This window comes from Brevundimonas sp. GW821-FHT12E07 (assembly GCF_058807035.1).
In genome coordinates this window covers 549934-574502 of the sequence record NZ_JBXAQH010000001.1, presented here as the reverse complement: position 1 = coordinate 574502, position 24569 = coordinate 549934, and the positions used below count along the sequence as shown (strand labels likewise).

27 protein-coding genes and 1 pseudogene are annotated in these 24569 nt (G+C 67.2%); 16 read left to right on the top strand and 12 right to left on the bottom strand.

Annotation, left to right across the window (positions count from 1 at the left end):
• Positions 1-17: 17 nt before the first annotated feature.
• Positions 18-947: an electron transfer flavoprotein subunit alpha/FixB family protein gene (locus AC1ROD_RS02890; RefSeq protein WP_492946751.1), complete on the bottom strand. Its 930-nt coding sequence runs from the start codon at positions 945-947 to the stop codon at positions 18-20.
• Positions 948-1712 (bottom strand): electron transfer flavoprotein subunit beta/FixA family protein, encoded by a 765-nt coding sequence (locus AC1ROD_RS02885; RefSeq protein WP_492946750.1) that lies wholly within the window; start codon positions 1710-1712, stop codon positions 948-950.
• Between the two features lie 138 nt (positions 1713-1850).
• Here AC1ROD_RS02885 and AC1ROD_RS02880 point away from each other — a divergent pair, with 138 nt between their 5' ends.
• Genes AC1ROD_RS02880 through AC1ROD_RS02870 form a run of 3 tightly spaced genes read left to right on the top strand, consistent with a single transcriptional unit; the run spans position 1851 to position 2781 of the window.
• Positions 1851-2189: a hypothetical protein gene (locus AC1ROD_RS02880; RefSeq protein WP_492946749.1), complete on the top strand. Its 339-nt coding sequence runs from the start codon at positions 1851-1853 to the stop codon at positions 2187-2189.
• A gap of 26 nt (positions 2190-2215) precedes the next feature.
• Positions 2216-2398 carry a hypothetical protein gene (locus tag AC1ROD_RS02875; RefSeq protein ID WP_492946748.1) on the top strand — a complete coding sequence of 61 codons (183 nt, stop codon included), beginning with the start codon at positions 2216-2218 and terminating at the stop codon, positions 2396-2398.
• Complete coding sequence (locus AC1ROD_RS02870; RefSeq protein WP_492946747.1) at positions 2395-2781, top strand: hypothetical protein; 387 nt, start codon at positions 2395-2397, stop codon at positions 2779-2781. The genes AC1ROD_RS02875 and AC1ROD_RS02870 overlap by 4 nt, the downstream gene beginning before the upstream one ends.
• A 4-nt stretch (positions 2782-2785) precedes the next feature.
• Here the strand turns inward: AC1ROD_RS02870 and AC1ROD_RS02865 are convergent, their stop codons facing one another.
• From AC1ROD_RS02865 to AC1ROD_RS02855, 3 genes are all read right to left on the bottom strand, one after another.
• Positions 2786-3358 (bottom strand): cob(I)yrinic acid a,c-diamide adenosyltransferase, encoded by a 573-nt coding sequence (locus AC1ROD_RS02865; protein WP_492946746.1) that lies wholly within the window; start codon positions 3356-3358, stop codon positions 2786-2788.
• Positions 3359-3362: 4 nt separating this feature from the next.
• Complete coding sequence (locus AC1ROD_RS02860) at positions 3363-3569, bottom strand: twin transmembrane helix small protein (protein WP_492946745.1); 207 nt, start codon at positions 3567-3569, stop codon at positions 3363-3365.
• Positions 3570-3630: 61 nt separating this feature from the next.
• Complete coding sequence (locus AC1ROD_RS02855; protein WP_492946744.1) at positions 3631-4599, bottom strand: bifunctional helix-turn-helix transcriptional regulator/GNAT family N-acetyltransferase; 969 nt, start codon at positions 4597-4599, stop codon at positions 3631-3633.
• Positions 4600-4742: 143 nt separating this feature from the next.
• Here AC1ROD_RS02855 and AC1ROD_RS02850 point away from each other — a divergent pair, with 143 nt between their 5' ends.
• A complete protein-coding gene (locus AC1ROD_RS02850; RefSeq protein ID WP_492946743.1) occupies positions 4743-5870 on the top strand; it encodes a hypothetical protein in 1128 nt (375 codons plus the stop codon).
• A gap of 63 nt (positions 5871-5933) precedes the next feature.
• Here the strand turns inward: AC1ROD_RS02850 and ahcY are convergent, their stop codons facing one another.
• Positions 5934-7325, bottom strand: coding sequence for an adenosylhomocysteinase (gene ahcY / locus AC1ROD_RS02845; protein ID WP_492946742.1), 1392 nt, complete (start codon positions 7323-7325; stop codon positions 5934-5936).
• A 157-nt stretch (positions 7326-7482) separates the two neighbouring features.
• Here ahcY and bioB point away from each other — a divergent pair, with 157 nt between their 5' ends.
• The 3 genes from bioB to AC1ROD_RS02830 are packed head-to-tail and all read left to right on the top strand — an operon-like array spanning position 7483 to position 9618.
• Positions 7483-8496 carry a biotin synthase BioB gene (gene bioB, locus AC1ROD_RS02840; RefSeq protein ID WP_492946741.1) on the top strand — a complete coding sequence of 338 codons (1014 nt, stop codon included), beginning with the start codon at positions 7483-7485 and terminating at the stop codon, positions 8494-8496.
• An 8-nt stretch (positions 8497-8504) separates the two neighbouring features.
• Complete coding sequence (locus AC1ROD_RS02835; RefSeq protein WP_492946740.1) at positions 8505-9164, top strand: HPP family protein; 660 nt, start codon at positions 8505-8507, stop codon at positions 9162-9164.
• Positions 9165-9198: 34 nt separating this feature from the next.
• Complete coding sequence (locus AC1ROD_RS02830; protein WP_492946739.1) at positions 9199-9618, top strand: Tat pathway signal protein; 420 nt, start codon at positions 9199-9201, stop codon at positions 9616-9618.
• Between the two features lie 92 nt (positions 9619-9710).
• Here AC1ROD_RS02830 and AC1ROD_RS02825 read toward each other — a convergent pair whose 3' ends face one another.
• Positions 9711-10685, bottom strand: a complete 975-nt coding sequence (locus AC1ROD_RS02825) for an ABC transporter ATP-binding protein (RefSeq protein WP_492946738.1) — start codon at positions 10683-10685, stop codon at positions 9711-9713.
• Between the two features lie 206 nt (positions 10686-10891).
• On the opposite strand from AC1ROD_RS02825, the gene AC1ROD_RS02820 reads away from it, so the two are divergent.
• The 4 genes from AC1ROD_RS02820 (at position 10892) to AC1ROD_RS02805 (ending at position 12640) form a co-directional block, all read left to right on the top strand.
• On the top strand, positions 10892-11155 hold the full coding sequence (locus AC1ROD_RS02820) for a hypothetical protein (RefSeq protein WP_492946737.1): 264 nt from the start codon (positions 10892-10894) through the stop codon (positions 11153-11155).
• Between the two features lie 96 nt (positions 11156-11251).
• A complete protein-coding gene (locus AC1ROD_RS02815) occupies positions 11252-11503 on the top strand; it encodes a zinc-finger domain-containing protein (RefSeq protein ID WP_492946736.1) in 252 nt (83 codons plus the stop codon).
• A 64-nt stretch (positions 11504-11567) separates the two neighbouring features.
• Complete coding sequence (locus tag AC1ROD_RS02810) at positions 11568-12008, top strand: VOC family protein (protein ID WP_492946735.1); 441 nt, start codon at positions 11568-11570, stop codon at positions 12006-12008.
• Complete coding sequence (locus tag AC1ROD_RS02805) at positions 12002-12640, top strand: DUF6655 family protein (protein WP_492946734.1); 639 nt, start codon at positions 12002-12004, stop codon at positions 12638-12640. The genes AC1ROD_RS02810 and AC1ROD_RS02805 overlap by 7 nt, the downstream gene beginning before the upstream one ends.
• 1 nt (position 12641) lies before the next feature.
• Here AC1ROD_RS02805 and AC1ROD_RS02800 read toward each other — a convergent pair whose 3' ends face one another.
• Positions 12642-13067 carry a hypothetical protein gene (locus AC1ROD_RS02800; protein WP_492946733.1) on the bottom strand — a complete coding sequence of 142 codons (426 nt, stop codon included), beginning with the start codon at positions 13065-13067 and terminating at the stop codon, positions 12642-12644.
• A 107-nt stretch (positions 13068-13174) separates the two neighbouring features.
• Between AC1ROD_RS02800 and polA the strand changes: the two genes are divergently transcribed.
• The gene (polA, locus tag AC1ROD_RS02795) at positions 13175-16123 is read left to right on the top strand and encodes a DNA polymerase I (protein ID WP_492946732.1); all 2949 of its coding nucleotides are present in this window, start codon (positions 13175-13177) and stop codon (positions 16121-16123) included.
• A gap of 94 nt (positions 16124-16217) precedes the next feature.
• Here the strand turns inward: polA and AC1ROD_RS02790 are convergent, their stop codons facing one another.
• On the bottom strand, positions 16218-18476 hold the full coding sequence (locus tag AC1ROD_RS02790; RefSeq protein ID WP_492946731.1) for a DUF4238 domain-containing protein: 2259 nt from the start codon (positions 18474-18476) through the stop codon (positions 16218-16220).
• Between the two features lie 259 nt (positions 18477-18735).
• On the opposite strand from AC1ROD_RS02790, the pseudogene AC1ROD_RS02785 reads away from it, so the two are divergent.
• A pseudogene (locus tag AC1ROD_RS02785) lies at positions 18736-19662 on the top strand (terminase large subunit domain-containing protein); the annotation flags it as partial.
• The gene (locus AC1ROD_RS02780; RefSeq protein ID WP_492946730.1) at positions 19625-20695 is read left to right on the top strand and encodes a phage terminase large subunit family protein; all 1071 of its coding nucleotides are present in this window, start codon (positions 19625-19627) and stop codon (positions 20693-20695) included. The pseudogene AC1ROD_RS02785 and the gene AC1ROD_RS02780, both read left to right, overlap by 38 nt.
• Positions 20696-20750: 55 nt before the next feature.
• Here AC1ROD_RS02780 and cpdR read toward each other — a convergent pair whose 3' ends face one another.
• The gene (cpdR, locus tag AC1ROD_RS02775; protein ID WP_492946729.1) at positions 20751-21107 is read right to left on the bottom strand and encodes a cell cycle two-component system response regulator CpdR; all 357 of its coding nucleotides are present in this window, start codon (positions 21105-21107) and stop codon (positions 20751-20753) included.
• Between the two features lie 57 nt (positions 21108-21164).
• Here cpdR and AC1ROD_RS02770 point away from each other — a divergent pair, with 57 nt between their 5' ends.
• Positions 21165-22112, top strand: coding sequence for an N-formylglutamate amidohydrolase (locus AC1ROD_RS02770; RefSeq protein ID WP_492946728.1), 948 nt, complete (start codon positions 21165-21167; stop codon positions 22110-22112).
• Here AC1ROD_RS02770 and AC1ROD_RS02765 read toward each other — a convergent pair.
• Together AC1ROD_RS02765 and AC1ROD_RS02760 are read right to left on the bottom strand one after the other, a co-directional pair.
• Entirely contained in the window at positions 22051-22563 is a 513-nt protein-coding gene (locus AC1ROD_RS02765) for a hypothetical protein (RefSeq protein WP_492946727.1), read from the bottom strand. The genes AC1ROD_RS02770 and AC1ROD_RS02765 overlap by 62 nt on opposite strands.
• 400 nt (positions 22564-22963) lie before the next feature.
• Positions 22964-23713 carry a DUF599 domain-containing protein gene (locus AC1ROD_RS02760; protein ID WP_492946726.1) on the bottom strand — a complete coding sequence of 250 codons (750 nt, stop codon included), beginning with the start codon at positions 23711-23713 and terminating at the stop codon, positions 22964-22966.
• A 135-nt stretch (positions 23714-23848) separates the two neighbouring features.
• On the opposite strand from AC1ROD_RS02760, the gene ppa reads away from it, so the two are divergent.
• Entirely contained in the window at positions 23849-24412 is a 564-nt protein-coding gene (gene ppa, locus AC1ROD_RS02755) for an inorganic diphosphatase (RefSeq protein WP_492946725.1), read from the top strand.
• Positions 24413-24569: the final 157 nt, after the last annotated feature.

The window sequence follows — 24569 nt, the reverse complement described above, 5'->3', positions numbered from 1 at the left end:
CGATCAGGTCAGTCATCTTAACCGAGCGCGGCCATCAGTTCCGGCACGACGGTCTTGTAGTCACCGACGATGCCGTAGTCCGCGACCTGGAAGATCGGGGCGTCGGGATCCTTGTTGATGGCGACGATGGTCTTGGAGTCCTTCATCCCGGCCAGGTGCTGGATGGCGCCCGAGATGCCGATGGCGATGTACAGGGCCGGCGCGACGACCTTGCCGGTCTGGCCGACCTGATAGTCGTTCGGGGCATAGCCCGCGTCGACGGCGGCGCGCGAGGCGCCGATGGCGGCGCCCAGCTTGTCGGCCAGGGGCTCCATCACGGCATGGAACTCTTCCGACGAGCCCAGGGCGCGGCCGCCCGAGACGATGATCTTGGCGGCGCCCAGTTCCGGACGGTCCGACTTGACCAGTTCCTCGCCGACGAAGGTCGTCTTCGGCGCTTCCGCACCGGCGACGGTCTCGACCGAAGCCGAACCGCCTTCGGCCGCGGCGGTGAAGCCGGTCGGACGCACGGTGATGATCTTCTTGGCGTCCGACGACTGGACGGTCTCCAGCGCGTTGCCGGCATAGATCGGGCGCACGAAGGTGTCGGCCGAGACGACCTCGACGATGTCCGAGATCGGAGCGACGTCCAGCTTGGCGGCGATGCGCGGCATGAAGTTCTTGCCGTCCATGGTGGCGGGCGACAGGATCGCATCATAGCCCGGCGCCAGGGCGATCACGGTCGCCTCGACGGCCTCGGCCAGGGTGTGGCCCAGACCGGCGCTTTCGGCCAGCAGGACCTTGCGGACCCCGGCGATCTTGGCGGCGGCGTCAGCGGCGGCCTTGGCGCCTTGCCCGACGACCAGAATATCAACGTCGCCGCCAATGGCGGTGGCGGCGGTGACGGTCTTGTTGGTGGTGTCGCGAACGGTCGAGCCGTCGTGATCGGCGATGACGAGGACGGCCATTTACAGGGCTCCCGCGGTCTTGAGTTTGGAGACGAGTTCGGCGGCGTCGGCCACCTTGATGCCGGCCGAGCGGGTCGCCGGGGCCGTGACCTTCAGGACCTTCAGCCGGTCGGCGACGTCCACGCCATAGTCGGCGACCGCCTTGACCGCGATCTCCTTCTTCTTGGCCTTCATGATGTTGGGCAGGGAGGCGTAGCGCGGGGTGTTGAGGCGCAGGTCCACCGTGACCACGGCCGGCAGGGTCGCCGCGATGGTCTGCAGGCCGCCGTCGACTTCACGCGTCACGGTCGCCTTGCCGTCGCCGATGACGACCTTGGAGGCGAAGGTGGCTTGCGGCCAGTCCAGCAGAGCCGCCAGCATCTGGCCGACGGCGTTGTTGTCGCCATCGATCGACTGCTTGCCCATCAGGACCAGGTCGGGTTTCTCTTCCTCGACCACAGCCTTGAGCAGCTTGGCGATCGCCAGCGGCTCCAGGTCGGCGTCCGACTGGATCAGGATGCCGCGGTCGGCGCCCATGGCCAGGGCGGTGCGGATGGTTTCCTGGGCCTGGGTGACGCCGATGGAGACGACCACGATCTCGGCGGCGGTGCCGGCGGCGTGGTGTTCCTTGCCTTCCTTCAGGCGCACGGCCTCTTCGACGGCGATTTCGTCGAACGGGTTCATGCTCATCTTGACGTTGGCGAGATCGACACCCGTCTGGTCGGCCTTGACGCGGGCCTTGACGTTATAGTCGATCACCCGTTTGACGGGGACGAGTACCTTCATGGGAAGCCTATCCATATCTTCGTCGAATTGTTGGGGCAGGGAATGGTACGGGCCGGAGCCCCTGTCAACGTAACGTAGCGTGAACTAAATGGGCCAATCCGCTCGGAAAGTTTGCAGAGAGAGCCTTAGAGAGACCCGATGAAACGCTTCCTGAGCTTCAAACGACTGAGCTTCATGTTCGTTGGCCTCTTCGCCGTTCTGGTCGGAGGCGTTCTGACCTATCAGGCCCTGTGGCTCGATCCCGGCAAGCGCTGCGAGCGGGACGGCAACTGGTACGACGTCGAGACGCGCATCTGCGCCACGCCGGTCTACATCCCCAACATCACCCATCGCCCGGCCGGCATGACCCGCGCCCAGGCCTCGGCCGAGAAGAACGCCGAACTGGTGAAGCTGGAAAACCAGGCCGTCATCCAGCAGGCCGCCATCGACGCCGCCGTTCAGAAGGAGCGGGACAAGATGAAGGCCGAGGGGCACTAGGCTTCGAACGTGCTAGGATCATCGACATGAGCGATCCCACTGACGAAACTTCGGGCGACATCCCCGGCGAGACCCCGATCCAGAAGGCCCTGCGCCTGAAGAAGGCGGTTCAGGACGCCAAGCCCAAGCCGCCGCGCGGCGGCCGCTTCCAGCGCGAACAGTCCGCCCGCGTCGCCACCGGCAAGTCCAGGCCCTGGATGTCGAAGTGAAGCTTGCGGCCTGGTTTCTGGCGGCGCCCCTGCTGGTTGGCTGCTCCGGCGCCTGCGAAAATACAGTCCTGACCCGGTCCGATGCGCCCGACGGCCGTCACAGCGTCGTCGTTTTCCGGCGGGACTGCGGCGCCACCACCGGCTTCTCGGCGCAGGTTTCGGTTCTGGCGCGCGGCGGTCAACCGTCCGGCGTCGGCAATGCCTTCGTTGCGGACGATGACCACGGCGCCGCTACGACGGGTCCGGGCGACGCTCCCTGGGTCGAGGCCGTCTGGCAGGACGGGGACCGGCTGCTCATCCGCTACGATGCGAAGGCCCGCGTCTTCCAGCATCACGCCGAAGCGTCCGGCGTGCACATCCGCTACGAAGCCGTCGCGCGCTGACGCCCTACCGCGTCCCGCCCGGAACCCATTTCACATCGTCCGCCCCGTTCGCATTGGCTCGGCGGGCGGCGACGAACAGGTGGTCGGACAGGCGGTTCAGATAGCGCAGGGCCTCGGGCGTCACCGGGGTTCCGGTCTCGGCCAGGCGGATGGCGTCGCGCTCGGCCCGGCGCGCCACGGTGCGGGCCAGATGCAGATAGGTCGCCAGCGGCGAGCCGCCCGGCAGGATGAAGCTGTCCAGCGCCTTGAGGCTCTCGTTCATCCAGTCGATCTCGGCCTCCAGCCGGTCGATCTGGGAGGCCACGATGCGCAGCGCCTCCCATTTGGGCGGCGGGTCCAGCGGGGTGGCGAGGTCGGCGCCCAGGTCGAACAGCTCGTTCTGGATGCGCCCCAGCATGGCGTCGATGCGGTCGTTCTGGCCTGAGTGAAGCCGCGCCACGCCGATGACGGCGTTCAGCTCGTCCACCGTGCCATAGGCCTCGACCCGGACATCGGTCTTGGACACCCGCGCACCCGAGGCCAGACCGGTCGTCCCGGCGTCCCCGGTGCGGGTGTAGATCTTGTTCAGGACGACCAAGGCGTCAGGCCCCGTGCGTCGATTTCCACCACAGGCCGGCGACCAGAATCACCACCGCCGTGGCCTGCAGCGCGACGCGCAGCCGCATCAGCCTGTTGGAGTTGGACCGCGCATAGTCCCCGCCCCGGTAGAGCGAATACAGACCGAAGCCCAGGGTGATCGCGACCGCCAGGATCGACAGCGGGATCAGGATGTTGAACAGGGTTCCCATGCCACGACCCTAACCCATCGCCGACGGCGACGGGAGCGGATTTCGCATCTCAGCCGCCACCTCAGGTTCTCGGGCGTCCCCGATACCGCATCGCCACGTCGCAGCGGGCGTAGCGGGCCCCGAACCGGGCCATGATGTCCGCATCGTGGACGAAGCCCAGCTTCTCATACAGGTGGATGGCCGGGGCGCATTTGGAGTTGGTCAGGAGGTACAGGGTATCCGCCCCCAGCTCGCCCGCCCGGGCGATGACGGCCTCCAGCAGGACCTCCCCGACCTTCAGGCCCCGCGCGGTCTCGCGCACCCCCATCTTGGTCAGTTCGAACTGGTTCTCGCCGGTCGTCTGCAGGGCGCAGGTTCCGACCACGCCCAGCGCCCCCGCCTTTGCGAACAGGATGTCGCCGCCGGGATCGACGATGCGGGCGCGCGGGTTCTCCAGCACCTCCCGGTCGGTGGGCTCAAGCACGAACATGGACGAGATCCATTCGGCGTTGATGTCGTGGAAGTCGCCGGCCAAGGCGTCGTCAAAAGGCAGGATCTCGACCGTCGGTCTGACAGCGGCTCCGCCCCACTGATTGAGCGGTTTTTCGGTCAATTTCGCCTCGATGGCGTCCAGCTGTTCCAACAGATTTCCCTTCAACTCCGCGCACAGGGCGACCACCGCCGCCTCCACCGCCGGCCAGACCGCGATGCGGGACCGAGCCATCAACTCCAGACCCTCGGGGCTCAGCCGCACGGTCCGCCGCCGCCGATCCGACGACGGCGCCGCAGCCTCGATCAGCCCCATCTCCGTCAGCTTCGCCACCGTGCGGGTGACACCGGGCTGGCTGACCCCGGTCGCCTCGACCAGATCGCCGACGCCCAGCGGCCCATGCCGGTCCAGTGCCGCCAGCACCGGATACTGGGCCGGTTGCACCGGCAGACCGGCCTGCTCGACCACCTTGAGTACATCCGCCTGCATGCTCTCGCCGATCCGCTTCAGCCGGCTGCCGAGGAAAAGATAAGGCCGTTCTCGAATGACGTCGGAGACCATCAGACACCCGGTTATATAACTCGATATATAACTGCATATGCAATTGGCGTCGATCAGGCAAGTTAATGCTCCGGTCACCCTGTTCACTGGCGGCTTGGTCAACCTTTCGCGCGTACGGTGGCGCTTCCTCCCCGGGACCCTTGATGACCGACCGCTCGATCCGAAACCTGGCCAACCTGCGCGATTCGGCGTCGACCGCCCGTGTGCTCAACCTCTCGGCCGTGCACCGCGAGCATGGTCACACCGAGGACTGGGCCGACGCGCCCCTGTTCAGGAACCCGCTGCTCAACCGGGCCATGATCATCAAGCATCGGCTGCGCCGCGACGAGCTGGACCGCTTCCGCCTGCGCCGCCACGTGGCCACCAAGATCGTCCTGCCCATCGACGCCGGCGACCTGCGCGTCGGCGGCCGCTACATCTTCGTCGGCGAGATGGGCTATGAGGCCACCATGCAGCAGGTGTTCGGCATCGGCCCGGACCACCCCGACCTCGCCACCCTCAAGGTCATGGACGCCCTGCCCGGCCTCGACCCCTTCCTGCTGCGCGAGGCGCTGCGCCGCAACGGCGTCACCCCCGCCACCTGTTATTTCAATCTGTCCGAAGCCGACCTCGGCGCCATGATCGCCTTCGTCGGCGACGAGATCACGCCCCTGGTGGACCTGTCGATGGGCCCGGACGCCGACCTGTCGGCGGACAACCCGGTCGCCCGCCTGACCGACAAGATCCTGTCCAACTCGGCCGGCGACGACCTCAGCGCGCTCGGTCAGACCCTCAGGCTGCGGCCCGAGGAGTATGAGGAGGGCATCTTCTGCTGGAAGGGCTTCCTCTACTACAAATGGGTCCTGCGCGGCGTCATCGGCGACGTCGGCGCGGTCGTGGAGGCGGTGCGCACCGTCAAGCCGCGCGGCCGGCCCACCGACCAGCAATACGTCGCCCTGGACCGCAGCCGCGAGACGGTTCGCCGCCGCATCCAGGCGACCTGCGACAGCACTGCGGGCATGTTGCGCGTCTATGACGACGCCTTCGCCGGCATGACCCAGCACGGCGATCCCGCTGGCTTCCGCGACTTCCTGCGCGACGCCCCGCACCTGTTCGCCAAGCTCGGCGAACGGCTGGGCGCGGTCCAGCACATCGTCAGCTTCTGGAAATACCGGATGGCCCCGGGCAAGCCGGCCCCGTCGCCCGAGGAACTGCTCGACCTGCTGGCCGATTTCGAGATCAGCCTGACCGGCCGCGACGACGACCCCGGCGGCATTTCACTGGCCGCCTGATCCGTAAAAGAAAAGCCCCGCGACATCGTCGCGGGGCTCTTTCGTTCGGGCTTTCGCCCTCACTCAGTAGCGATAGTGGTCGGGCTTGAACGGGCCTTCGGTCGGCACGCCGATGTAGTCAGCCTGTTCCTTGTCCAGCACCGTCAGCTTGGCGCCCAGCTTGCCGAGGTGCAGCGAGGCGACCTTCTCGTCCAGGTGCTTGGGCAGGGTGTAGACGTCGTTCTTGTACGACGCGATGTTCGTCCACAGTTCGATCTGGGCCAGGGTCTGGTTGGTGAAGGACGCCGACATCACGAACGAGGGGTGACCCGTCGCATTGCCCAGGTTCACCAGACGGCCTTCCGACAGCAGGATGATCTTCTTGCCGTCCGGGAACTCGATGTGGTGCACCTGCGGCTTGATCTCGTCCCACTTGAAGTTCTTCAGCCCGGCGACCTGAATCTCCGAGTCGAAGTGACCGATGTTGCAGACGATGGCGTTGTTCTTCATCGCGCGCATGTGCTCGACGCGGATGACGTCCTTGTTGCCCGTGGCGGTGACGAAGATGTCGGCCTTGTCGGCGACGTCTTCCAGGGTCTGGACGTCATAGCCTTCCATGGCGGCCTGCAGGGCGCAGATCGGGTCGATTTCGGTGACGATCACGCGGGCGCCGCCCTGACGCAGCGAGGCGGCCGAGCCCTTGCCCACGTCGCCGTAGCCGCAGACCACCGCGACCTTGCCCGACAGCATCACGTCGGTGCCGCGACGGATGGCGTCGACCAGCGATTCACGGCAGCCGTACAGGTTGTCGAACTTCGACTTGGTGACGCTGTCGTTGACGTTGATGGCGGGGAACGGCAGGTCGCCCTTCTTGGCCATTTCGTACAGGCGGTGGACGCCGGTGGTGGTCTCTTCCGACACGCCGCCGATGGCCTCGCGGATCGCGGTGTAGAAGCCGGGCTTCTCGGCGATGTAGCGCTTCATGACCTTGAAGAGGGCTTCCTCTTCTTCGTTCTGCGGGTTCGAGATGAGGCTCAGGTCCTTCTCGGCCTTCGGGCCGAGCACGCACAGCAGGGTGGCGTCGCCGCCGTCGTCGAGGATCAGGTTCGGATAGCCGCCGTCAGCCCATTCGAAGATCTTGTGGGCGTAGTCCCAGTATTCTTCCAGGGTCTCGCCCTTGGTCGCGAACACCGGGGTGCCGTTGGCGGCGATGGCGGCCGCGGCGTGGTCCTGGGTCGAGAAGATGTTGCACGAGGCCCAGCGGACGTCGGCGCCCAGGGCTTCCAGCGTCTGGATCAGGACGGCGGTCTGGATGGTCATGTGCAGCGAGCCGGCGATGCGCGCGCCCTTCAGGATCTGCTGCTTGCCGAACTCTTCGCGCAGAGCCATCAGGCCCGGCATTTCGGTTTCGGCGATGGCGATTTCCTTGTTGCCGAACGGGGCGAGCGAGATGTCGCGGACGATGTAGTCGGTCATGCAGGGGGCTCCTGGAGCGCACGGCCGGGGCCGGTCGCGAATTGGCGGTTGAGCGCCGTATAGCCCGCCCGGGTTAAAGGGGCAATAAACATATAAGGATATCCTTATGTGAGCAGCATGCCTTGGCGTGACGCAGCGACAGGTCTACGGAATCCGCATGGCCGACGACGCATCCCCGATCCGCACCGCTTCTTTCGATCTGAGCCTGCCGCGCCACGACTGGACGCTGGACGAGGTCGAGGCCCTGTTCGCCCGACCCTTTATGGAGCTGGTGTTCGAGGCGGCGACCGTGCACCGGCGCTGGTTCGATCCCTCCGAGGTGCAGAAGTCCCAGCTGCTGTCGATCAAGACCGGCGGCTGCGCTGAAAACTGCGGCTATTGCAGCCAGTCGGCCAGCTTCGACACGGGCCTCAAGGCTCAAAAGCTGATGGACGCCACCGCCGTCATCGCCGAGGCCATGGCGGCCAAGGCCGGCGGCGCCTCGCGCTTCTGCATGGGCGCGGCCTGGCGCGAACTGAAGGACCGCGACACCCCTAAACTCGCCACCATGATCGCGGGGGTGAAGGCGCTCGGTCTGGAGACCTGCGCGACGCTCGGCATGCTGACCGCCGACCAGGCGCAGCAGCTCAAGGACGCCGGGCTGGACTACTACAATCACAACCTCGACACCGGCCCCGAGTACTACGCCGAGGTCGTCACGACGCGGACCTATCAGGACCGCCTGGACACGCTCCAGCATGTGCGTGACGCCGGGATGTCGACCTGCTGCGGCGGCATCGTCGGTATGGGCGAGAGCCGCCGCGACCGCGCGGGCCTGCTGCACGCCCTGGCCACCCTGCCGGAGCATCCCGACAGCCTGCCGGTCAATGCGCTGGTGCCAGTCACCGGCACTCCGCTGGGCGAACGCGTTCTCAAGACCGGCGAGATCGATCCGATCGAGTTCGTGCGCACCGTCGCCGTCGCCCGTCTGGTCTGCCCAAAGGCCATGGTCCGGCTGTCGGCCGGGCGCGAGACCATGAGCCCGGAGATGCAGGCCCTCTGCTTCCTCGCCGGCGCCAACTCCATCTTCGTCGGCGGCAAGCTGCTGACCACGCCGAACCCGGAGCAGGACGAGGACGCGAAACTGTTCGCCCTTCTGGACCTGAAGCCGATGCAGCCGGCGCACGCCTGATCCGACGCATGAAGGTCTTCACGCCCATCCTGGCGGGGGCCACCCTGCGCGACCGCGCCATCGCCTGTCTGGGCGCCCTGTTCGGCATCGCCGCGACCGGGCTGATCAGTCGTGCGATCCTCGGCGATCTCGACCTGGCCATGCTGCTGGCCGCACCGCTGGGCGCCTCGGCGGTGCTGGTGTTCGCGGTTCCGGCCAGCCCCATGGGCCAACCTTGGCCGGTGATCGGCGGCAATGTCGTTTCGGCTCTGGCCGGGGTCGTCGCCGCCCATCTGATCCCGGAGCCGATGATCGCGGCCGGCGCCGCCGTCGCCCTGTCGATCGCCGCCATGTCGGCGACGCGCAGCCTGCACCCGGCCGGGGGCGGCTCGGCCCTGGTCGCGGCCCTCGGGGGCCCCGCCTTCGCCAGCCACGGCTGGCTGTTCGCCTTCGTGCCGATCGGCCTCAACGCCGTTCTGGTCGTCGCCTCGGGCTGGCTGTTCCACCGCTTCACCGGCCACGCCTATCCGCACAAGGCCGTGCCAGCCCCGGTCGCGCCGCCGCCCCCCATCACCGAGGCGGACATCGAGGCGGCGCTGGAGACCTTTGGCGAGCCCCTCGACGTCAGCGCCGCGGACCTCCGCACCATCGCCAACCTGGCCGTCGCCCGGGCCCATCAGCGCCCGTAACCCGCCCTTAAACGCTGTTGGTTAAGGTCGGGGCATGAACCGTCGCGCCCTCTTCACCCTCGCCCCGCTCGCCGGCGTCGCCCTCGTCGCGGCCGCCCTGCCCGCCCATGCCTCCGGCGGGGGCGAAGGCGGTGAAGGCGAGGCGCCCAAGGAAAGCTTCATGCGGTTGAGCACCCTCACCGCGACGGTGGTCCGGCCCGACGGTCAGCGCGGCGTGATGACGGTCGAGATCGGCCTCGATGTGCCCGACGCCGAACTTCACGCCAAGGCGACCCAAGCCATTCCGCGCCTGGCCGACGCCCATAATTCGGTGATCCAGACCACCGCCGGAACCCTGCTGCCCGGACAGGTTCCCGACCTGACCCAACTGGCCCACGACCTTCAGGTCGCGACCTTCAAGATCCTGAAGAAGCGCGGCGCCGTCGTCCTGCTGGGCACGGTGATGGTGCTTTAGGAAGCGGAGAGGGACTAGGGACTAGGGACTAGGGACTGGAAGAAGGCGTCCTGCCTCCTCTGCCCGCTTCCCTAATCCCTGGTCACTGGTCCCTAGTCCTTCGTCGGACTGACCGCGTTGGCGTCCCCATAGGTCAGGGCCAGGAAGACGTCTTCCAGATCCGGATCCTCGGTGGTGATGTCGGCGATGGTCACACCGGCGGCGCGGACGGCGGCCAGGACGTGCTCGACCGACGACTGGCCCTTCTTGTAGCTGATGGCGAAGGCGCCGTTGGCCCGGGCGACCACGTCGAACCCGGCGACCGTCGGCAGACCGTCCAGCGCATGCTCGGGTGTCACCACGACATTGCGCGTATCCAGACGGCGCAGCAGCTGCGGCGTCGGCTCGCAGGCCACGACCTCGCCCCGGTTCATGATGGCGATGGTGTCGCAGAGCTCCTGCGCCTCTTCCAGATAGTGGGTGGTCAGGAGGATGGTCACGCCCTCGGCGTTGATGCGCCGGACATATTCCCACAGCTGGCGACGCAGCTCGACGTCGACGCCCGCGGTCGGCTCGTCCAGGATCAGGATCGGCGGATTGTGCACCAGGGCCTTGGCCACCATCAGCCGGCGCTTCATCCCGCCCGACAGGGCGCGGACATAGGCGTTGGCCTTGTCCGAGAGACCCAGCGCGGCCAGCAGCTCGTCCGAGCGCCGCTCATTGGCCGGCACGCCATAGAAGCCCGCCTGCACCTCCAGCGCCTCGCGCGGAGTGAAGAAGACGTCGGCGACGATCTCCTGCGGCACGACGCCGAGCGCGGCGCGAGCGTCGCGCGGCTGTTTGTCGATGTCGCGGCCCCAGATGGCGGCCGTCCCTCCGGTCTTGTTGACGATCCCGGCCAGGATGTTGATCAGGGTCGACTTGCCCGCCCCGTTCGGGCCCAGCAGGCCGAACATCGAACCGCGCGGAATCACCAGATCCACGCCGCGCAGGGCGGTCTTGGGCGGCGCCTTCTTGGTCCCGGCGTAGGTCTTCTCCAGCCCGCGCACCTCGATGGCGTTGACGGGCAGGGCTTCGGTCTCGGTCATGCGTCGGCTTTGGTCGGAGAACGCGCGGAACGGCGCGCCGCATAGGTATGCCCCCCGCCCCGGTTCGCCAAGGCGCCGCCCGAAAGACAATGCAGAAAGCTTCTCAAGACAAGGCTTGCGGACTTTATGTCAATGACGCTTGACTTATTGTGATCAAATGTCCAGTTTCCTTGTCATTGAGACAAACACCCTTGACGGAGACGATGATGAGCAAGACGCGGATGATCGGTTGGACGGCCATGGCGGTCTGCGCCCTGGGCTATTCGGCTTGCGCCCTCGTGGCGGTGCTGACGAAGACGGGCGATCTGGAGACCACCCAGGCGCTCCTGCTGGGCGCCGTCGCGGCCCTGATCGGCGAATGCGGGCTTTGGGTCGCGGCGGGCTGTCTCGGCCTCACGATCTTCAAGAAGCGGCAGGCGCTGTTCAACCGGGTCTTCCGGCGCCGCGAGCTGGTCGCCGGCCGGGGCTGAGCCCCACCTGGAACACCATGCGGCGGGGCGGGGAGGGTTTGACGACGCGGGCCTCCCCGCCTAGGAAACGGACACCTCCCTTTCAGGCTTGTTCCCATGCCCTCGCGCTCTCTCGATACCCCCGTTCCGCCGCCCGAAGAGATCGTGGTCTCGTCCAAGCGGGTCGCCTGCGACGGCGGCAACGGCGTTCACGGCGCGACCCTGGGCCATCCGCTGGTCTATCTGGACATGGGCGAGGACGACTTCATCGAGTGCGGCTATTGCGACCGCCGTTTCGTCCTGTCGGCCCATCCGCACAGCGAAAGCGAATACCTCGATCCGGCGGCTCGTCCGCCCGAGGCGCACTGAGCGCCTCAAGACGGTCCGGATTGGGGCTGACAAGGCCCCGCCTCTTCCCCCGAAGGTTCCGAACATGCGCTATCTCCACACCATGGTCCGGGTCGCCGACCTCGACGCCTCCCTGCGTTTCTGGTGCGACGCGCTCGGTCTGGAAGAGGTGCGCCGCACCGAGAGCGAGAAGGGCCGCTTCACCCTGGTCTTCCTCGCCGCCCCGAAGGACAAGGACCGGTCCGCCGCCGAACGGTCGCCCGAGGTCGAGCTGACCTACAACTGGGACCCGGAGGTCTATACCGGCGGCCGGAATTTCGGCCATCTGGCGTACAAGTTCGACAACGTCTACGCCGCCTGCCAGAGGCTGATGGACGCGGGCGTGACCATCAATCGCCCGCCCCGGGACGGGAACATGGCCTTCGTACGCTCGCCGGACGGCATCTCCATCGAACTGCTGCAGGAGGGCGAACCCCTCGCCCCGGCCGAGCCCTGGGTCTCCATGCCCAACGTCGGCGCATGGTGACGATCCGCGGCCTGCGCCTGGCCCTGCGTCTGGCCGCCGTCGCCGGGGCCTGCGCCCTCGCCGCCGCCTGCGCCTCCACGACCGAGAGCAACACCGGTCGCACCGCGACCGAACAGCTGCTGCTGGCCCGCGCCGCCGACCGGGCGGTCGAGCATCTGACCCTGCCCCTGCCGGTCGGCAGCCGCATCTTCGTCGACGGCGCATTCTTCAATGTCGACAATCCCAGCTACGCGATCAGCTCGATCCGCGCCGCCATCTCCGAGGCCGGCTACGCCCTGGCCGACAGCCGCGACAAGGCCGACGCCGTGTTCGAGCTGCGCGCCGGCGCCCTGTCGCTGGAGCAGATGCGTCGCGTCGTCGGCCTGCCGCCGCTCGCCGTGCCGATCAACGAGACCTTCAACGTCGTCTCCTTGCCTGAGCTGTCGCTCTACAGCCGGCGCGACCGGGTCGGCGTCGCCGAGTTCTCGGGCTTCCTCTACGACGCCCAGACCGGCGCCCCGCTCGGCGCCGTGACCCCGATGATCGGCACCTTCCGCATCCGCAGCCACAAGGTGATGATGGTCATCGCCTGGGGCCAGCAATCCCTCTCCCCCGGCGAGCGGGACCCCGGCGACAGCTGGCGCGAGTTCTAGGTCACTTCGGCCTGTAGGCGATCCGACGCACGATCAGGCCCGCGGCGCCGCCGGGGATGACCATCAGGGCCGGATAGGCGAAAAGGTCCGATGGCCTCGGGAAGCCGAGGAACACCACGAGCACGATCAACAGCGCCACAAAGCCGCCGGTGGCCCCGGCCAGCATGGCGGTGACATAGCCGTCGCGACCGATCCGCCTCAGCGCCATCCCGGTCGGAATGCCGAGCAGCGCCAGACCGAGGGCCCACGCCAGGCTGGCGACGACCATCAACAGGAAGATCAGTTTCCAGGTGACCGCCGATGAGGGGGCCAGGGGCTCGGCATCCGGCAGGATCAGGGTCGCGGCGAACTCAGCCCCCAGAATCACGCCCGCCGCCACCGACGCCAGAACGATCGCCAGCGCGATCCACCACCATTGTCTGAGCATGACTATCCCCGGAACGTCCCTGAGGTGTTGGCCCTAATCCGACCGGATGCAAGCCTGCCGCCACATCGAGGCTGACGCCGCCGCCGACGCCCCCTATGTTGAGCGCCATGTCCGACACCGCCGCCGATCCGACCGATGCCGCCCCCTCCGCAGAGCGCCCGCTCACGCAGGATGGCCCGCCCCTGCGCCTCTATCTGATCGACGCCTCAGCCTACATCTTCCGCGCCTATCACGCCCTGCCGCCCCTGACGCGCAAGTCCGACGGCCTGCCGGTCGGGGCGGTTCAAGGGTACTGCAACATGCTTTGGAAGCTGCTGCAGGACATGAAGGGGTCGGACGGGCCGACGCACCTGGCGGCGATTTTCGATCATTCGGAGAAGACGTTCCGGAACGCGCTGTACGACCAGTACAAGGCGCATCGGCCGCCGCCGCCGGAGGACCTGGTGCCGCAGTTTCCGCTGGTCAGGGAGGCGACGGCGGCGTTTGGCGTGCATTGCGTCGAGCTGGCGGGGTATGAGGCGGACGATCTGATCGCGACCTATGCCTGCAAGGCGAGGGCGGCAGGGGGTGAGGCCGTCATCGTCTCCTCCGACAAGGATCTGATGCAGCTGATCGGCGATGGCGTCGTGATGTTCGATCCGATGAAGGACCGGCGGCTGGCCGAAGACGCGGTCATGGAGAAGTTCGGGGTCACGCCGGACAAAATGGTCGACCTTCAGGCCCTGATCGGCGACAGCGTCGACAACGTCCCCGGCGCCCCCGGCATCGGACCCAAGACGGCGGCCCAGCTGCTGGACGAATACGGCGACCTCGACACCCTGCTGGCGCGCGCGGAGGAGATCAAACAGCCCAAGCGCCGCGAGACCCTGATCAACTTCAAGGACCAGATCCTCCTCTCCCGCGAGCTGGTCCGCCTGACCTGCGACGCCCCGGCGCCCGAGCCCATCGAGGCCTTCGCCGTCCGCGACCCCGACCCCGCGACCCTGTCGGCCTTCCTCGACCAGATGGAGTTCCGCTCGCTGGCCCGCCGCGTCGGCGACGGCAAGACCTCCGACCACGATGGCCAGGCCTTCACCGCCCCCCAGAACCGCGCCGCGCCCAAAATCCCCCAGCTCGGCGCCCCCGTCATCACCCCCCGCTACGCCCCGAAAGCCATCAACGCCGACGTCGAGGCCCACGTCTTCGACCACGACGCCTACCACTGTATTCAGGACCTTGAGGCGCTGGACGCCTTCATCGCCCGGGCGACCGAGGCGGGCGTCGTCGGCTTCGACACCGAGACGGACTCGCTCAGCGCCACCCACGCCGGCCTGTGCGGGGTCTCCCTGGCCATCGGGCCGAACGACGCCTGCTATGTGCCGCTGACGCACGAGCATGAGCCGATGGCCGGCGCCGGCGGGCTCGACTTCGGCGATACGCCCGACACGCGCGAGCCCCTGCAGCAGCTGGACAAGCCCACCGTCCTCGCCCGCCTCAAGGTCCTGCTGGAGAACCCCGCCGTCCTCAAGGTGACCCAGAACGGCAAATACGACATCGCCGTCATGGCCCGGCGCGGCGTCGCCGTCAGCCCCACCGACGACACCATGCTGATCTCCTACGTCCTCGAAGGCGGCCTGCACGGCCACGGCATGGACGAGCTGGCCCGCCTGCATCTCGCCCACGACCCCATCCCGTTCAAACAGGTCGCCGGCACGGGCAAGGCCCAGAAATCCTTCAAACATGTCGAGCTGAAACCGGCCACCGCCTATGCCGCCGAGGACGCCGACGTCACCCTGCGTCTGTGGCGCATCCTCAAGCCGCGTCTGGCGAAGGAAGGCCTGACCACCGTCTATGAGACCCTCGAGCGGGGCATGCCCACCACCCTGTCGAAGATGGAGCTGGAAGGCATCCGCGTCGATCCGGAACGCCTGCGTCGCCTGTCCTCGGAGTTCGGCATCCGCATGGCCGAGCTGGAAAGCGAGGCCCACGAGATCGCCGGCCGCCCCTTCTCGATCGGCAGCCCCAAACAGATCGGCGAGCTTCTGTTCGGCGAGATGAACCTGACCGGCGGCAAGAAGACCGCCTCGGGCCAGTGGGAGACCGGCGCCGCGACGCTGGAGGCCCTGGCCGAGACCCACCCCCTGCCCCGCGCCATCCTCGACTGGCGCCAGCTGTCCAAGCTCAAGGGCACCTATACCGACGCCCTGGTCGCGGCCATGGACGAGGCCACCGACCGCGTCCACACCAGTTATCAACTGGCCGCCGCCACCACCGGCCGCCTCGCCTCCTCCGACCCCAATCTGCAGAACATCCCGGTCCGCAACGAGATCGGCCGCCAGATCCGTCAGGCCTTCATCGCCGCCCCCGGCAATGTCCTGATCTCAGCGGACTACAGCCAGATCGAGCTGCGTCTGCTGGCCCATATCGGCGACATCCCCGAGCTGAAACGCGCCTTCAAGGCCGGCCTCGACATCCACGCGGCCACGGCGTCCGAGATGTTCGGCGTCCCCGTCGAGGGCATGCCCGCCGAGACCCGCCGCCGCGCCAAGGCGATCAATTTCGGCATCGTCTACGGCATCTCGGCCTTCGGCCTGGCCGCCCAGCTGGGCATCGATCAGGGCGAGGCCGGCGCCTATATCAAGACCTATTTCGAGCGCTTCCCCGGCATCCGCGACTACATGGACCGGACGAAGGCCGAGGTCCGCGAACGCGGCTTCGTCTCCACCATCTTCGGCCGCAAGATCCACATCCCGGCCATCCACTCCAAGTCCGGCGCCGAGCGCCAGTTCGGCGAACGCGCCGCCATCAACGCTCCCATCCAGGGCGCCGCCGCCGACATCATCCGCCGCGCCATGATGCGGATGCACGCGGCCCTGGCCGAGGCGGGACTATCCGACGTGAAGATGCTGCTTCAGGTCCACGACGAACTGGTCTTCGAGGCCCCGGAAGGTCTGGCCGAACAGGCCATGGTGGTGATCCGGCGCGTCATGGAGACGGCGGACGAACCGGCCGTGAAACTGAGCGTGCCGCTGGTGGTGGATGCGCGGGCCGCGAAGAACTGGGACGAGGCGCACTAGGCGGCGGGCCCGCCGCTGGGGGATGACCGGAGGTTGGGGCGGGCGCTCGGGGCCCACCTCAAGCAGCTTTCGAGCAGGCAGACAGTGTCGCTGCCTAGACTTCGCTTTTGGAGCTTTCAGCAGACGCACTCGTGGGGGAAGTTCCCCAAAGATTTCCAACTCCGAAAGGCTGTGGTGGGTTTATCTCAGCCTCACGCATAGCAACCTCCAACAGGGCTCTTTGATCGTCGTCGATCGCAACGTCTTCCGCCGTGCCGTCAAGGACATCACGAACAAGCGCCGCTCCATCTATTTCCAAAGGCACCTCAATGCGTGTTTCTTCACCATTGTCCCAAGGGAACAGTCCCATCAGCCACAGAAGTCGCTCAGCATGTCGGTTGAAGGCGAGAAACTCATCAAACGACTCCCACTGCCCGACACGCCCGTAAAACCGATTGAGGTCGATCGCGAATGTTTCAACCCAATGTGTAAGGCCGGCGGAAGCTAGCGCTTTCGCCAGATCCCCTTGAGTCCAAGGCTGTGTGTCGCGCCCCGCCGCGTGTCCGATAAGCTTCGCGGCGAACTGGAGAACATAGGACGCATAGGCGAGCGCATCACTCAACAGACTGTCCAAGTCACCATGGTAACGATAGGCGACACGCTTGGCGGGGAATTTTTCGACCATGCGCACGATCGCTTCGGTTAGAAGAACGCCATAGTCCGCTTCCGTCTGCTCAACGTCACCGATGAAGTTTACTTCTCGACTGGCAAAGTAGGCGTCTAAGGCACCATCCACAGCCGAGAACAACGACCCTCCAAAACCTTCGACAGGCTGAAGAAGTACTCCCGGTAACGTACTATCCAAGATGTCCTGATAGGCGATCTGTGCGAGTTGATATGCAATGGCGTGGACAGCCCAAAGCTGGGTCGCCCCATCCTCACTGATCAAGCCAAAGGCAAGGTTAGAGGCCAGTACGAGGTGCGTTTTGATGACATCATCGCGCACAACCGTCACGCACCTGGCGATGCCCACACCGACCTCGGCAGAGACCGTCGTAACCGGCGGCGCATCAGGCCGTCCACGGTCGAGCTCTGCGAGAGCCTTGGGATAGTCGTGGGCTACGGTCACACCGTCCAGCCGCTCCAGAGGCATGATCCGACTGAATTGCATGGTCAGGTAATTGAGCTGAGCCGCAATCCGTTCGGCCGTTTCCTGATCTGCGCAGTCTTTGAACGAGACAACATAGCGCAAATTTTGTGGCAGGCTGTCAGCCGATGAGACTGGTTCGCTCGGTCGATCCGACGCCGCGTCATCGGCAGCAATCTTGGCCGAAAACGGAGCGATCGCAGTCTCGATTAGATCAGTCACCACGGCACTGACGCGCGTGCCAATTACAGATGTCAGATTGTCGAAACGGGTGCCACACGCTGCTAGGAACAGGCTCCCGCAGGCGGCCAGATCGGCATTAATCCGATCAATAGGAACCACCCAAGAGGCATCCCCTCGTCCTATCAGAAGACGGTCCGACGAAATGGGCATGACAATCGCATGGGAGCGCCCTTTACCAGCCAAAAGCATGGGCTGGGCACATCCATCTGCGTCGTAGGCGATGGCGATAGAGTCAGGCAGGATCGTTCCACCGGGCGGGGCGGCCTCAATCGCCCAATTCCAGCTTTCGATATCGGGGCGCTTAATGCCGGTATCGATAATATCGCCGACTAACTTGTTGTGCCCCTCACGCATAAGACCGTCGACTTGGCCAGCCATGAGAGCCAGTTCATCAAGAAACGGATACAGCTGTGGAAACTGGCCGGCAGCAAAGCCCTCCTTCGCCATCTGAAATACGATCTTTTCAAACAGTGGCGCGGGCAGTCCCAATTCTTTGAAACGGACGTCCTCCAACATGCGTCCCATGAGCTCAGTGCGGAACTGATCGTTGAGAGCCGACTGATCGAGACCGGCGTAGCGCATAATCGTGCCGGGGTCGCTGAACAGCGTAACGGCGCTCTGCATGATCGAAGCGAAGGCGTCTGAAAAAGTGGATCGAGTGTGCTTCGTTCTTGGAACGAGATGAAAAATGACGTCACGCGCGATCTGCGGATCGACCGCGCTGCCGATCCCCAGCACGCGCAGCGCGTTGAATTGGCGCGCTAGCGGGGTTTCGAATGCCGTGATCTTGTCATCGAGCGTGGCGATCTGTTCATCAGTTGGGGTTGAGTAGAAATGTTCCTCCGCGCCCACATGCTTGATCTCCCGCAGCTCAGCGGATGCCCCGGGCCGATATTCCCAAATCTCCTTGGGCTTTCCCCTGCGGCGAACGCCGAAGCCGCGCTGGAGAAAGCGAGGGATATAATGTTGGTTAATTCCGCTCATAGTTCTGGAATTAGGCAACGCAATCTCTACGAGAAGCCCTGCACCTTGGCTATCCACAAGAAACAACGGACTAGTACCGGGAAGGCCCTCACCCGAAAGCCAATACTCCGGAGCCGGATAGCCTTCGAAGTCGCCGATGCCCTCGCCCGCATCCGCCAGCCATCATAACTGAGCCTCCCAATCCCAAGGCTCGCCTGGGTTTGCGCTTTTCTCGCGCCGCTGAGCCCGCCTTGGTCGCCGGCGCCCCCATAATGCGCGCATGACCGAACGACGCCCGGGGAAGCCGCTGCTGGAGGATGCGATCTGGATCGCCTTGCTGGAGCGCTATGTGCGCGGTGAGACGGCCCGGGCGTTGGCGCGGGAGCACGGGGTCAGCGTCGAGGCCCTGTACTGGCAGGCGCGGAACCGGGGCTATCGCAAGATGGACCGGCCGGACGCCGTCTATCGCTGGCAGAACCCGCCGCCGATCGCGGCGCATGAGCGGCGGGTCGAGGACCTGGCGTTCGACTATGACCCGGCGGACCCGGAAGGGTCGGCGGCGCGGGCGCTGGCGCAGTCGGCCCGGGCCGCGCAGGAGGGGCGGATCGAGGATCACCTGAGGCTCAATGAGGCGGCGCGGTCGGCGTTGCGGACGGGGCGGGTGATGGGGGTGGGGGCCTCGGGTGTGCAGAGCCCCTCCACCCCCCACCGGTCGCTGCGCGACCGGCCCCTCCACCCCTTCGGGGTCCCCCTCCCCATCAGAGATGGGGAGGATATGCGGTCCCCCTCCCCACTGCGCGGGGAGGAGACGGAGCCGCTGGTTTTGCGGCCCCAGCAGCGGCCGCCGGAGGGGGCGTGGTCGACGTGGTTGTTTCTAGGCGGGCGCGGGGCGGGCAAGACGCTGGCGGGGGCGTCTTGGATCTCGGACATGGCGGACAGGTGCGGGCGGCTGGCCCTGATCGGGGCGACGCTGCATGACGCGCGCGAGGTGATGATCGGGGGACCGTCGGGGATCCTGAACCTGCCGAGGTGGCGGGCGCTGGGGGACTGGCCGAGGTATCAGGCGTCGCGGCGGCGGCTGGTGTTTCCGAACGGGGCGGAGGCGTTCGTGTTCTCGGCCGAGGACCCGGATTCGCTGAGAGGCCCGCAGTTCGCGGCGGCCTGGGCGGATGAGTTCTGCGCCTGGCGGGACGGGGGCGAGGTGCTGGCGATGGTGCGGATGGGGTTGCGGTTGCCGCTTGATCCTCCCCCTGCGGGGGAGGGGGACCCCAAAGGGGTGGAGGGGGCTCGAAGCAAAGACGGCGTGTGCGGTGAGCCCCCTCCGTCACGGCGCAAGCGCGCCGCGCCACCTCCCCCGAGGGGGGGAGGATCGCGCCCCTCGCTTATGCGTCACCACGACGCCCCGGCCGACGGCGGCGTTGAAGGCGCTGCGGGCGGAGGCGTCGTGCGAGGAGAGCCACGCCCCGACGGCGGACAATGCGGAGAACCTCGCGCCGGCGTTTCTGGAGGGGCTGCAGGCGCTCTATGGCGGGACGCGGCGGGCGGCGCAGGAGTTGGAGGGCTTGGTGGTCGAGCCGGAGGGCGGGCTCTTTACGGCGGAGATGCTGGCGGGGGCGAGGGAGGAGACGACCACCCGGGGCTCAAGTAGCCCGAAGGGCGGTAGCCCCTACGAAAAGATCGTCGTTGCCGTCGATCCGACGGCAACGATGTCGGGGAACGCCTGCGGGATCGTGGTGGTGGCCAGACAAGGCGAGCGGGCCGTGGTGCTGGCGGACCGGTCGGCAAGGGGCCTGTCGCCCGAGGGCTGGGCGCGGCGGGCTCTGGCGGCGGCGGCCGAGTTCGGGGCCTCGGAGATCGTCGCCGAGGTCAATCAGGGCGGCGAGATGGTGCGGGCGGTGCTGGAGGCGGCGGGGCTGAGAGGGTCCGGCCTGCGCTTCCGGCCGGTGCGGGCGACCTCGGGCAAGCGGGCGCGGGCCGAGCCGGTGGCGGCGCTGTACGAACAGGGGCGGGTGCGGCACGCGGGGGCGTTCTCAGCCCTGGAGGAGGAGCTGATGGCCTTCGGCTCGGAGGACGAGGGGCGGTATGACCTCGACCGGGCGGACGCCCTGGTCTGGGGCGTGACGGCCCTGCTGCTCGGCGCGCGCGGTGAGGGGCCGAGGATACGGTCGCTGGATTTCGGGTATAGGCCGGGCGGACTTTCAGCGCCGCAAGCGTGGCCAGCAGGACCGGCGTGGGGTTGACCCCTCCACCACCCGCGAAGCCGCGGGCGGTCCCCCTCCCCACTGCGTGGAGAGGTTAAGCCGCCACCATGCGGTCGACCTCGTTCACCAGATCGCGCAGGTGGACGGGCTTGGACAGGACCTTCGCCTGCGGGCTGGCCTGGGCGGCCGAGAGGGCGACGGCGGCGAAGCCGGTGATGAACATGATGCGCAGGCCGGGCATGCGGGCGGCGGCGACGCGGGCCACTTCGATGCCGTCGGCGCCGGGCATGACGATGTCGGTCAGCAGCAGGTCGTAGGGGCCGTGCTCGAGGGCGTCGATGGCGTCGTCGCCGTTCTCGCAATCGACCACCGTGTGGCCGGCGCGCTCCAGCGCCCGGGTCAGGAAGCCGCGCAGGGAGGCGTCGTCTTCCGCCAGAAGTATGCGCGCCATCGTTGCCTTCCCCACGTTCCAGAGCGGGAACCTTATGCCGCCAAGCGTAAACCGCCCATGAAAATCACCGTTGGGGCGAACGATGCCGGGGGACGGGTCTGTGGACGAGGGGTGGAAATCGGCTATGCCGGACGGATGACGCCGGACGCCCCGCCCTTCACCCTGAGCCTGCCCGAAGGGGAAGCGGGACCGCTGGTGTTCGCCTCGCCCCATTCGGGCGCGGACCTGTCGGGGGACATGGGGGCGGCGGCGGGGCTGTCGGAGGCTTCGCTGCGCAGCGCCGAGGACGTGGGGGTGGACCGGCTGGTCGCCTCGGGGCCCGGCCGGGGCGCGCCCCTGATCGCCGGGCGGTTCAGCCGGTCGTATGTGGACCTCAACCGGCATCCGGAGGAGCTTGATCCGGCCCTGATCGACGGGCTGGCGGCGATGGAGGTGTCGGCCAAGACGGCGGCGGGGTTCGGGGTGATCCCGCGCAAGGCCGGCGACGGGGTCAGCCTGTACGACCGGCGGCTGACGGCGGCGGAGGCGAAGGCGCGGCTGGCGCTGGCGCATGAGCCCTATCACGCGGCGCTCGGCGAACTGATGCGGGCGGCGCATGCCAGACACGGGCTGGCGGTGCTGATCGACTGGCATTCGATGCCGTCGCGAGCAGTGCGAGGCGGGGCAAGGGGCTCGGCGGGGCCCGACGTCATCCTGGGCGACCGGCATGGCGTGGCCTGCGCCAGCGCCCTGACGCGTAAACTGCGGACCCTGTTCGAGGCAGCGGGCTGGCGGGTGGGGCTGAACCAGCCCTATGCCGGCGGCTATACGACCCAGACTTGGGGGCGACCGGACGACGGGTTCCAGGCGATCCAGATCGAGCTGAACCGCGCGCTCTATCTGGACGAGACGACGCTGGAGCCGGGGCCCGGCTATGGGCGCTGCAAGGCCGTGCTGGACGGGGTCATCGCCGCTCTTTGCGCCGCCGACGATGGCGCGTGGCGGGCGAGCGAACCAGGGCGGTGACGTCGAGCGCGAGGTCCTCGTCCGGCCGGCCGCGGCGGTCGGCGGCGCGGATCTCGGCGAAGGTCGCATCGGGATTGGTGCGGGCCAGATGGCGCAGCCGCTCGACCCAGCCGGGGATGAGGGCGACGACGATCCCGACGGCGTCCGAGGCCAGTTCCAGCAGGGACAGGCTGCGGCCGGTCAGGGCCTGAAGCGTCTCGGACATGACGGCGATCAGAAGGGCGACCAGCGCGATGTCGCCCCGCCGCCAACCGGGCGCGATCGCGAACAGGCCGGTGGCGATCCAGAAGAAGGCGATGGCGTGGGCCGGGGCGTCCGTCAGGCCGAACAGCCGCTCCGCCCCGTGGAACGGCCCCAGCATCAGAACCGCGAGAGCGAGTCCGCAGACAGCGGCGGCCGGACGCAGAATTCCGAGGAGCCGGTTGGGGGTGAGGAGAGACGGCGTCAACACGCGAGAGGATCCTGAAAACAGAACCTCAGGTTACGCATCCGATGTCCAATGCGCCATGAAGCGGCGTGGTCAATTAGACGTTAAAACGCGGCCCCCGTCGCCCCTTGGGCGGTGCGCAGACGGGACCCCGAAACGAAAAAAAGGCCGCGCCATACCGGCGCGGCCATGAAAGTCTATAGGGAGGAAACGCCCAGGAAGGGCAAGACGCCCGGAGGCGTCGAAGGTCAATCTAGGTTGCGATGCACAATGCGTCAACCATGCAATTGGCGCATCGGATCACGGGTTGTTACCGCAATTTGCCTCACCTTACGTCAGGTAACCGGTGTCCAAGCACGGATCGGCCCCGAAACGGGCCAGATCACGCAACGCGTGATGCTGCAACGCAAAATAGCTGTGCCGTTCAACGCGGATCGTTTGCATCCGGGCGGCTGGAAAGGGCGCCGGGGAAGCCGCCCGCCCGCGCTTCCTCGGCCTCAAGCATGCGCCGCGCCTCACGAATCGCCCGGGCCGCGGGAGAGGCCGCCTGACGCCAGGCCAAGAGGCTGAAGGCCGAGACCACCGCCGCCGCCAGCCAGATCGGGCCGAACAGCCAGGCCCCGGCGGCGAGGGCGAAGTAATAGCCGCGCACGCCCTGGCTGAAGGAGGCCAAGGCCGGATTGAGCACCCGGGCCGTGGCCTCGCCGAAGGCGACCTTGTCGCCGGGCTGATGGATCTCGGGCGCCGCGCCGATCAGGGCGAGGGCATAGTTCATCTGACGCAGGGACCAGATGAAATCGAGCAGGCCGCGCGCCAGACAGGCGAGGATCAGGGCCAGCTTGGCCTCCAGCAGCCGAACCGGCACGGCCTCGGCGCCGACCGAGGCGAAGGCGCGCAGCGCGTTCTCGCCTCCGAACAGGACCCCGCCCACGGCCGCGATCAGCAGAAGGTTCGAGGACGCGAAGAAGGAGCCGGAGTTGATCGAATGACCGAGGAGCTGGCTGTCCAGCAGCCGCAGGTCCCGGTGGGTCATGGCCGTCATCCAGGCCCGCCGGATGGTCAGCATGTCCTCGTTCAGGGCGCCGCTGCGCCGGGCCAGAAGTTTGAGCAGAGGGTCATAGCCCAGCCAGCACAGGATGAAGAGCGCAAGCGCAGCCCAGTCGGGGGTGGTCATTCAGGTCTCGTCAGCTCTCGTGCAGAGACGAACCGTACCGCATGAGGGACGTTCTGTCAGGGATGCCGACTTGCCCGAAACGGCCTGTGAGACTATGACGCCTGCCACTTCGCAGATGCACAATCCGAGCACATCATGAACATCGACGCCATTCCCGTCGGCCCGAACCCGCCCTGGGACCTGAACGTCATCATCGAAATCCCGCAGGGCGGCCTGCCGGTGAAGTACGAAATGGACAAGGAATCGGGCGCCCTGTTCGTCGACCGCTTCCTGCACACCGCCATGTACTATCCGGGCAACTACGGCTTCGTGCCGCACACCCTGGCCGACGACGGCGACCCCTGCGACGTCATGGTGCTGAACCCCTCGCCGGTGGTGCCGGGCTGCGTGATCCGCTGCCGTCCGATCGGCGTGCTGCGCATGGTCGACGAGGCCGGCGGCGACGACAAGATCCTGGCCGTGCCCGTCGACAAGCTGAACCCCTATTACACCGACATCGCCAGCTATCGTCAGCTGCCGATGATCCTGGTCGAGCAGATCGAGCACTTCTTCACCCGCTACAAGGATCTGGAGAAGAACAAGTCGGTGACCGTGAAGGGCTGGGGCGACGCCGGCGAAGCCGCCGCCCTGATCGCCGAGGGCATGCGCGCCCACGAAGAAAAGCAGAAGGGCAAGGGCGGCGCCGCCAACGCGGCCTGATCTTTCCTGAAAAATCCTCCCCCGATGGGGGAGGTGGCTCCGAGCGCTTGCGAGGAGACGGAGGGGGCTCACCGCGTACGCCGCGTCTGTAGCCGGGGGGGGGGGGGGGGGGGGGGGGGGGGGGGGGGGGGGGGGGGGGGGGGGGGGGGGGGGGGGG

Excerpts from the sequence above, each read along its gene's own strand:
- AC1ROD_RS02835 (WP_492946740.1), top strand. The coding sequence starts at position 8,505 with ATGAAGGTCTTCACGCCCATCCTGGCGGGGGCCACCCTGCGCGACCGC.
- AC1ROD_RS02790 (WP_492946731.1), bottom strand. The coding sequence starts at position 18,476 with ATGAGCGGAATTAACCAACATTATATCCCTCGCTTTCTCCAGCGCGGC.
- AC1ROD_RS02830 (WP_492946739.1), top strand. The coding sequence starts at position 9,199 with ATGAACCGTCGCGCCCTCTTCACCCTCGCCCCGCTCGCCGGCGTCGCC.
- ahcY (WP_492946742.1), bottom strand. The coding sequence starts at position 7,325 with ATGACCGACTACATCGTCCGCGACATCTCGCTCGCCCCGTTCGGCAAC.
- AC1ROD_RS02880 (WP_492946749.1), top strand. The coding sequence starts at position 1,851 with ATGAAACGCTTCCTGAGCTTCAAACGACTGAGCTTCATGTTCGTTGGC.
- AC1ROD_RS02805 (WP_492946734.1), top strand. The coding sequence starts at position 12,002 with ATGGTGACGATCCGCGGCCTGCGCCTGGCCCTGCGTCTGGCCGCCGTC.
- bioB (WP_492946741.1), top strand. The coding sequence starts at position 7,483 with ATGGCCGACGACGCATCCCCGATCCGCACCGCTTCTTTCGATCTGAGC.
- AC1ROD_RS02855 (WP_492946744.1), bottom strand. The coding sequence starts at position 4,599 with ATGGTCTCCGACGTCATTCGAGAACGGCCTTATCTTTTCCTCGGCAGC.
- AC1ROD_RS02820 (WP_492946737.1), top strand. The coding sequence starts at position 10,892 with ATGAGCAAGACGCGGATGATCGGTTGGACGGCCATGGCGGTCTGCGCC.
- AC1ROD_RS02800 (WP_492946733.1), bottom strand. The coding sequence starts at position 13,067 with ATGCTCAGACAATGGTGGTGGATCGCGCTGGCGATCGTTCTGGCGTCG.
- AC1ROD_RS02850 (WP_492946743.1), top strand. The coding sequence starts at position 4,743 with ATGACCGACCGCTCGATCCGAAACCTGGCCAACCTGCGCGATTCGGCG.
- AC1ROD_RS02760 (WP_492946726.1), bottom strand. The coding sequence starts at position 23,713 with ATGACCACCCCCGACTGGGCTGCGCTTGCGCTCTTCATCCTGTGCTGG.
- AC1ROD_RS02810 (WP_492946735.1), top strand. The coding sequence starts at position 11,568 with ATGCGCTATCTCCACACCATGGTCCGGGTCGCCGACCTCGACGCCTCC.
- AC1ROD_RS02885 (WP_492946750.1), bottom strand. The coding sequence starts at position 1,712 with ATGAAGGTACTCGTCCCCGTCAAACGGGTGATCGACTATAACGTCAAG.
- AC1ROD_RS02875 (WP_492946748.1), top strand. The coding sequence starts at position 2,216 with ATGAGCGATCCCACTGACGAAACTTCGGGCGACATCCCCGGCGAGACC.
- AC1ROD_RS02815 (WP_492946736.1), top strand. The coding sequence starts at position 11,252 with ATGCCCTCGCGCTCTCTCGATACCCCCGTTCCGCCGCCCGAAGAGATC.
- AC1ROD_RS02860 (WP_492946745.1), bottom strand. The coding sequence starts at position 3,569 with ATGGGAACCCTGTTCAACATCCTGATCCCGCTGTCGATCCTGGCGGTC.
- AC1ROD_RS02770 (WP_492946728.1), top strand. The coding sequence starts at position 21,165 with ATGAAAATCACCGTTGGGGCGAACGATGCCGGGGGACGGGTCTGTGGA.
- AC1ROD_RS02780 (WP_492946730.1), top strand. The coding sequence starts at position 19,625 with ATGAGTTCTGCGCCTGGCGGGACGGGGGCGAGGTGCTGGCGATGGTGC.
- cpdR (WP_492946729.1), bottom strand. The coding sequence starts at position 21,107 with ATGGCGCGCATACTTCTGGCGGAAGACGACGCCTCCCTGCGCGGCTTC.
- ppa (WP_492946725.1), top strand. The coding sequence starts at position 23,849 with ATGAACATCGACGCCATTCCCGTCGGCCCGAACCCGCCCTGGGACCTG.
- AC1ROD_RS02825 (WP_492946738.1), bottom strand. The coding sequence starts at position 10,685 with ATGACCGAGACCGAAGCCCTGCCCGTCAACGCCATCGAGGTGCGCGGG.
- AC1ROD_RS02890 (WP_492946751.1), bottom strand. The coding sequence starts at position 947 with ATGGCCGTCCTCGTCATCGCCGATCACGACGGCTCGACCGTTCGCGAC.
- polA (WP_492946732.1), top strand. The coding sequence starts at position 13,175 with ATGTCCGACACCGCCGCCGATCCGACCGATGCCGCCCCCTCCGCAGAG.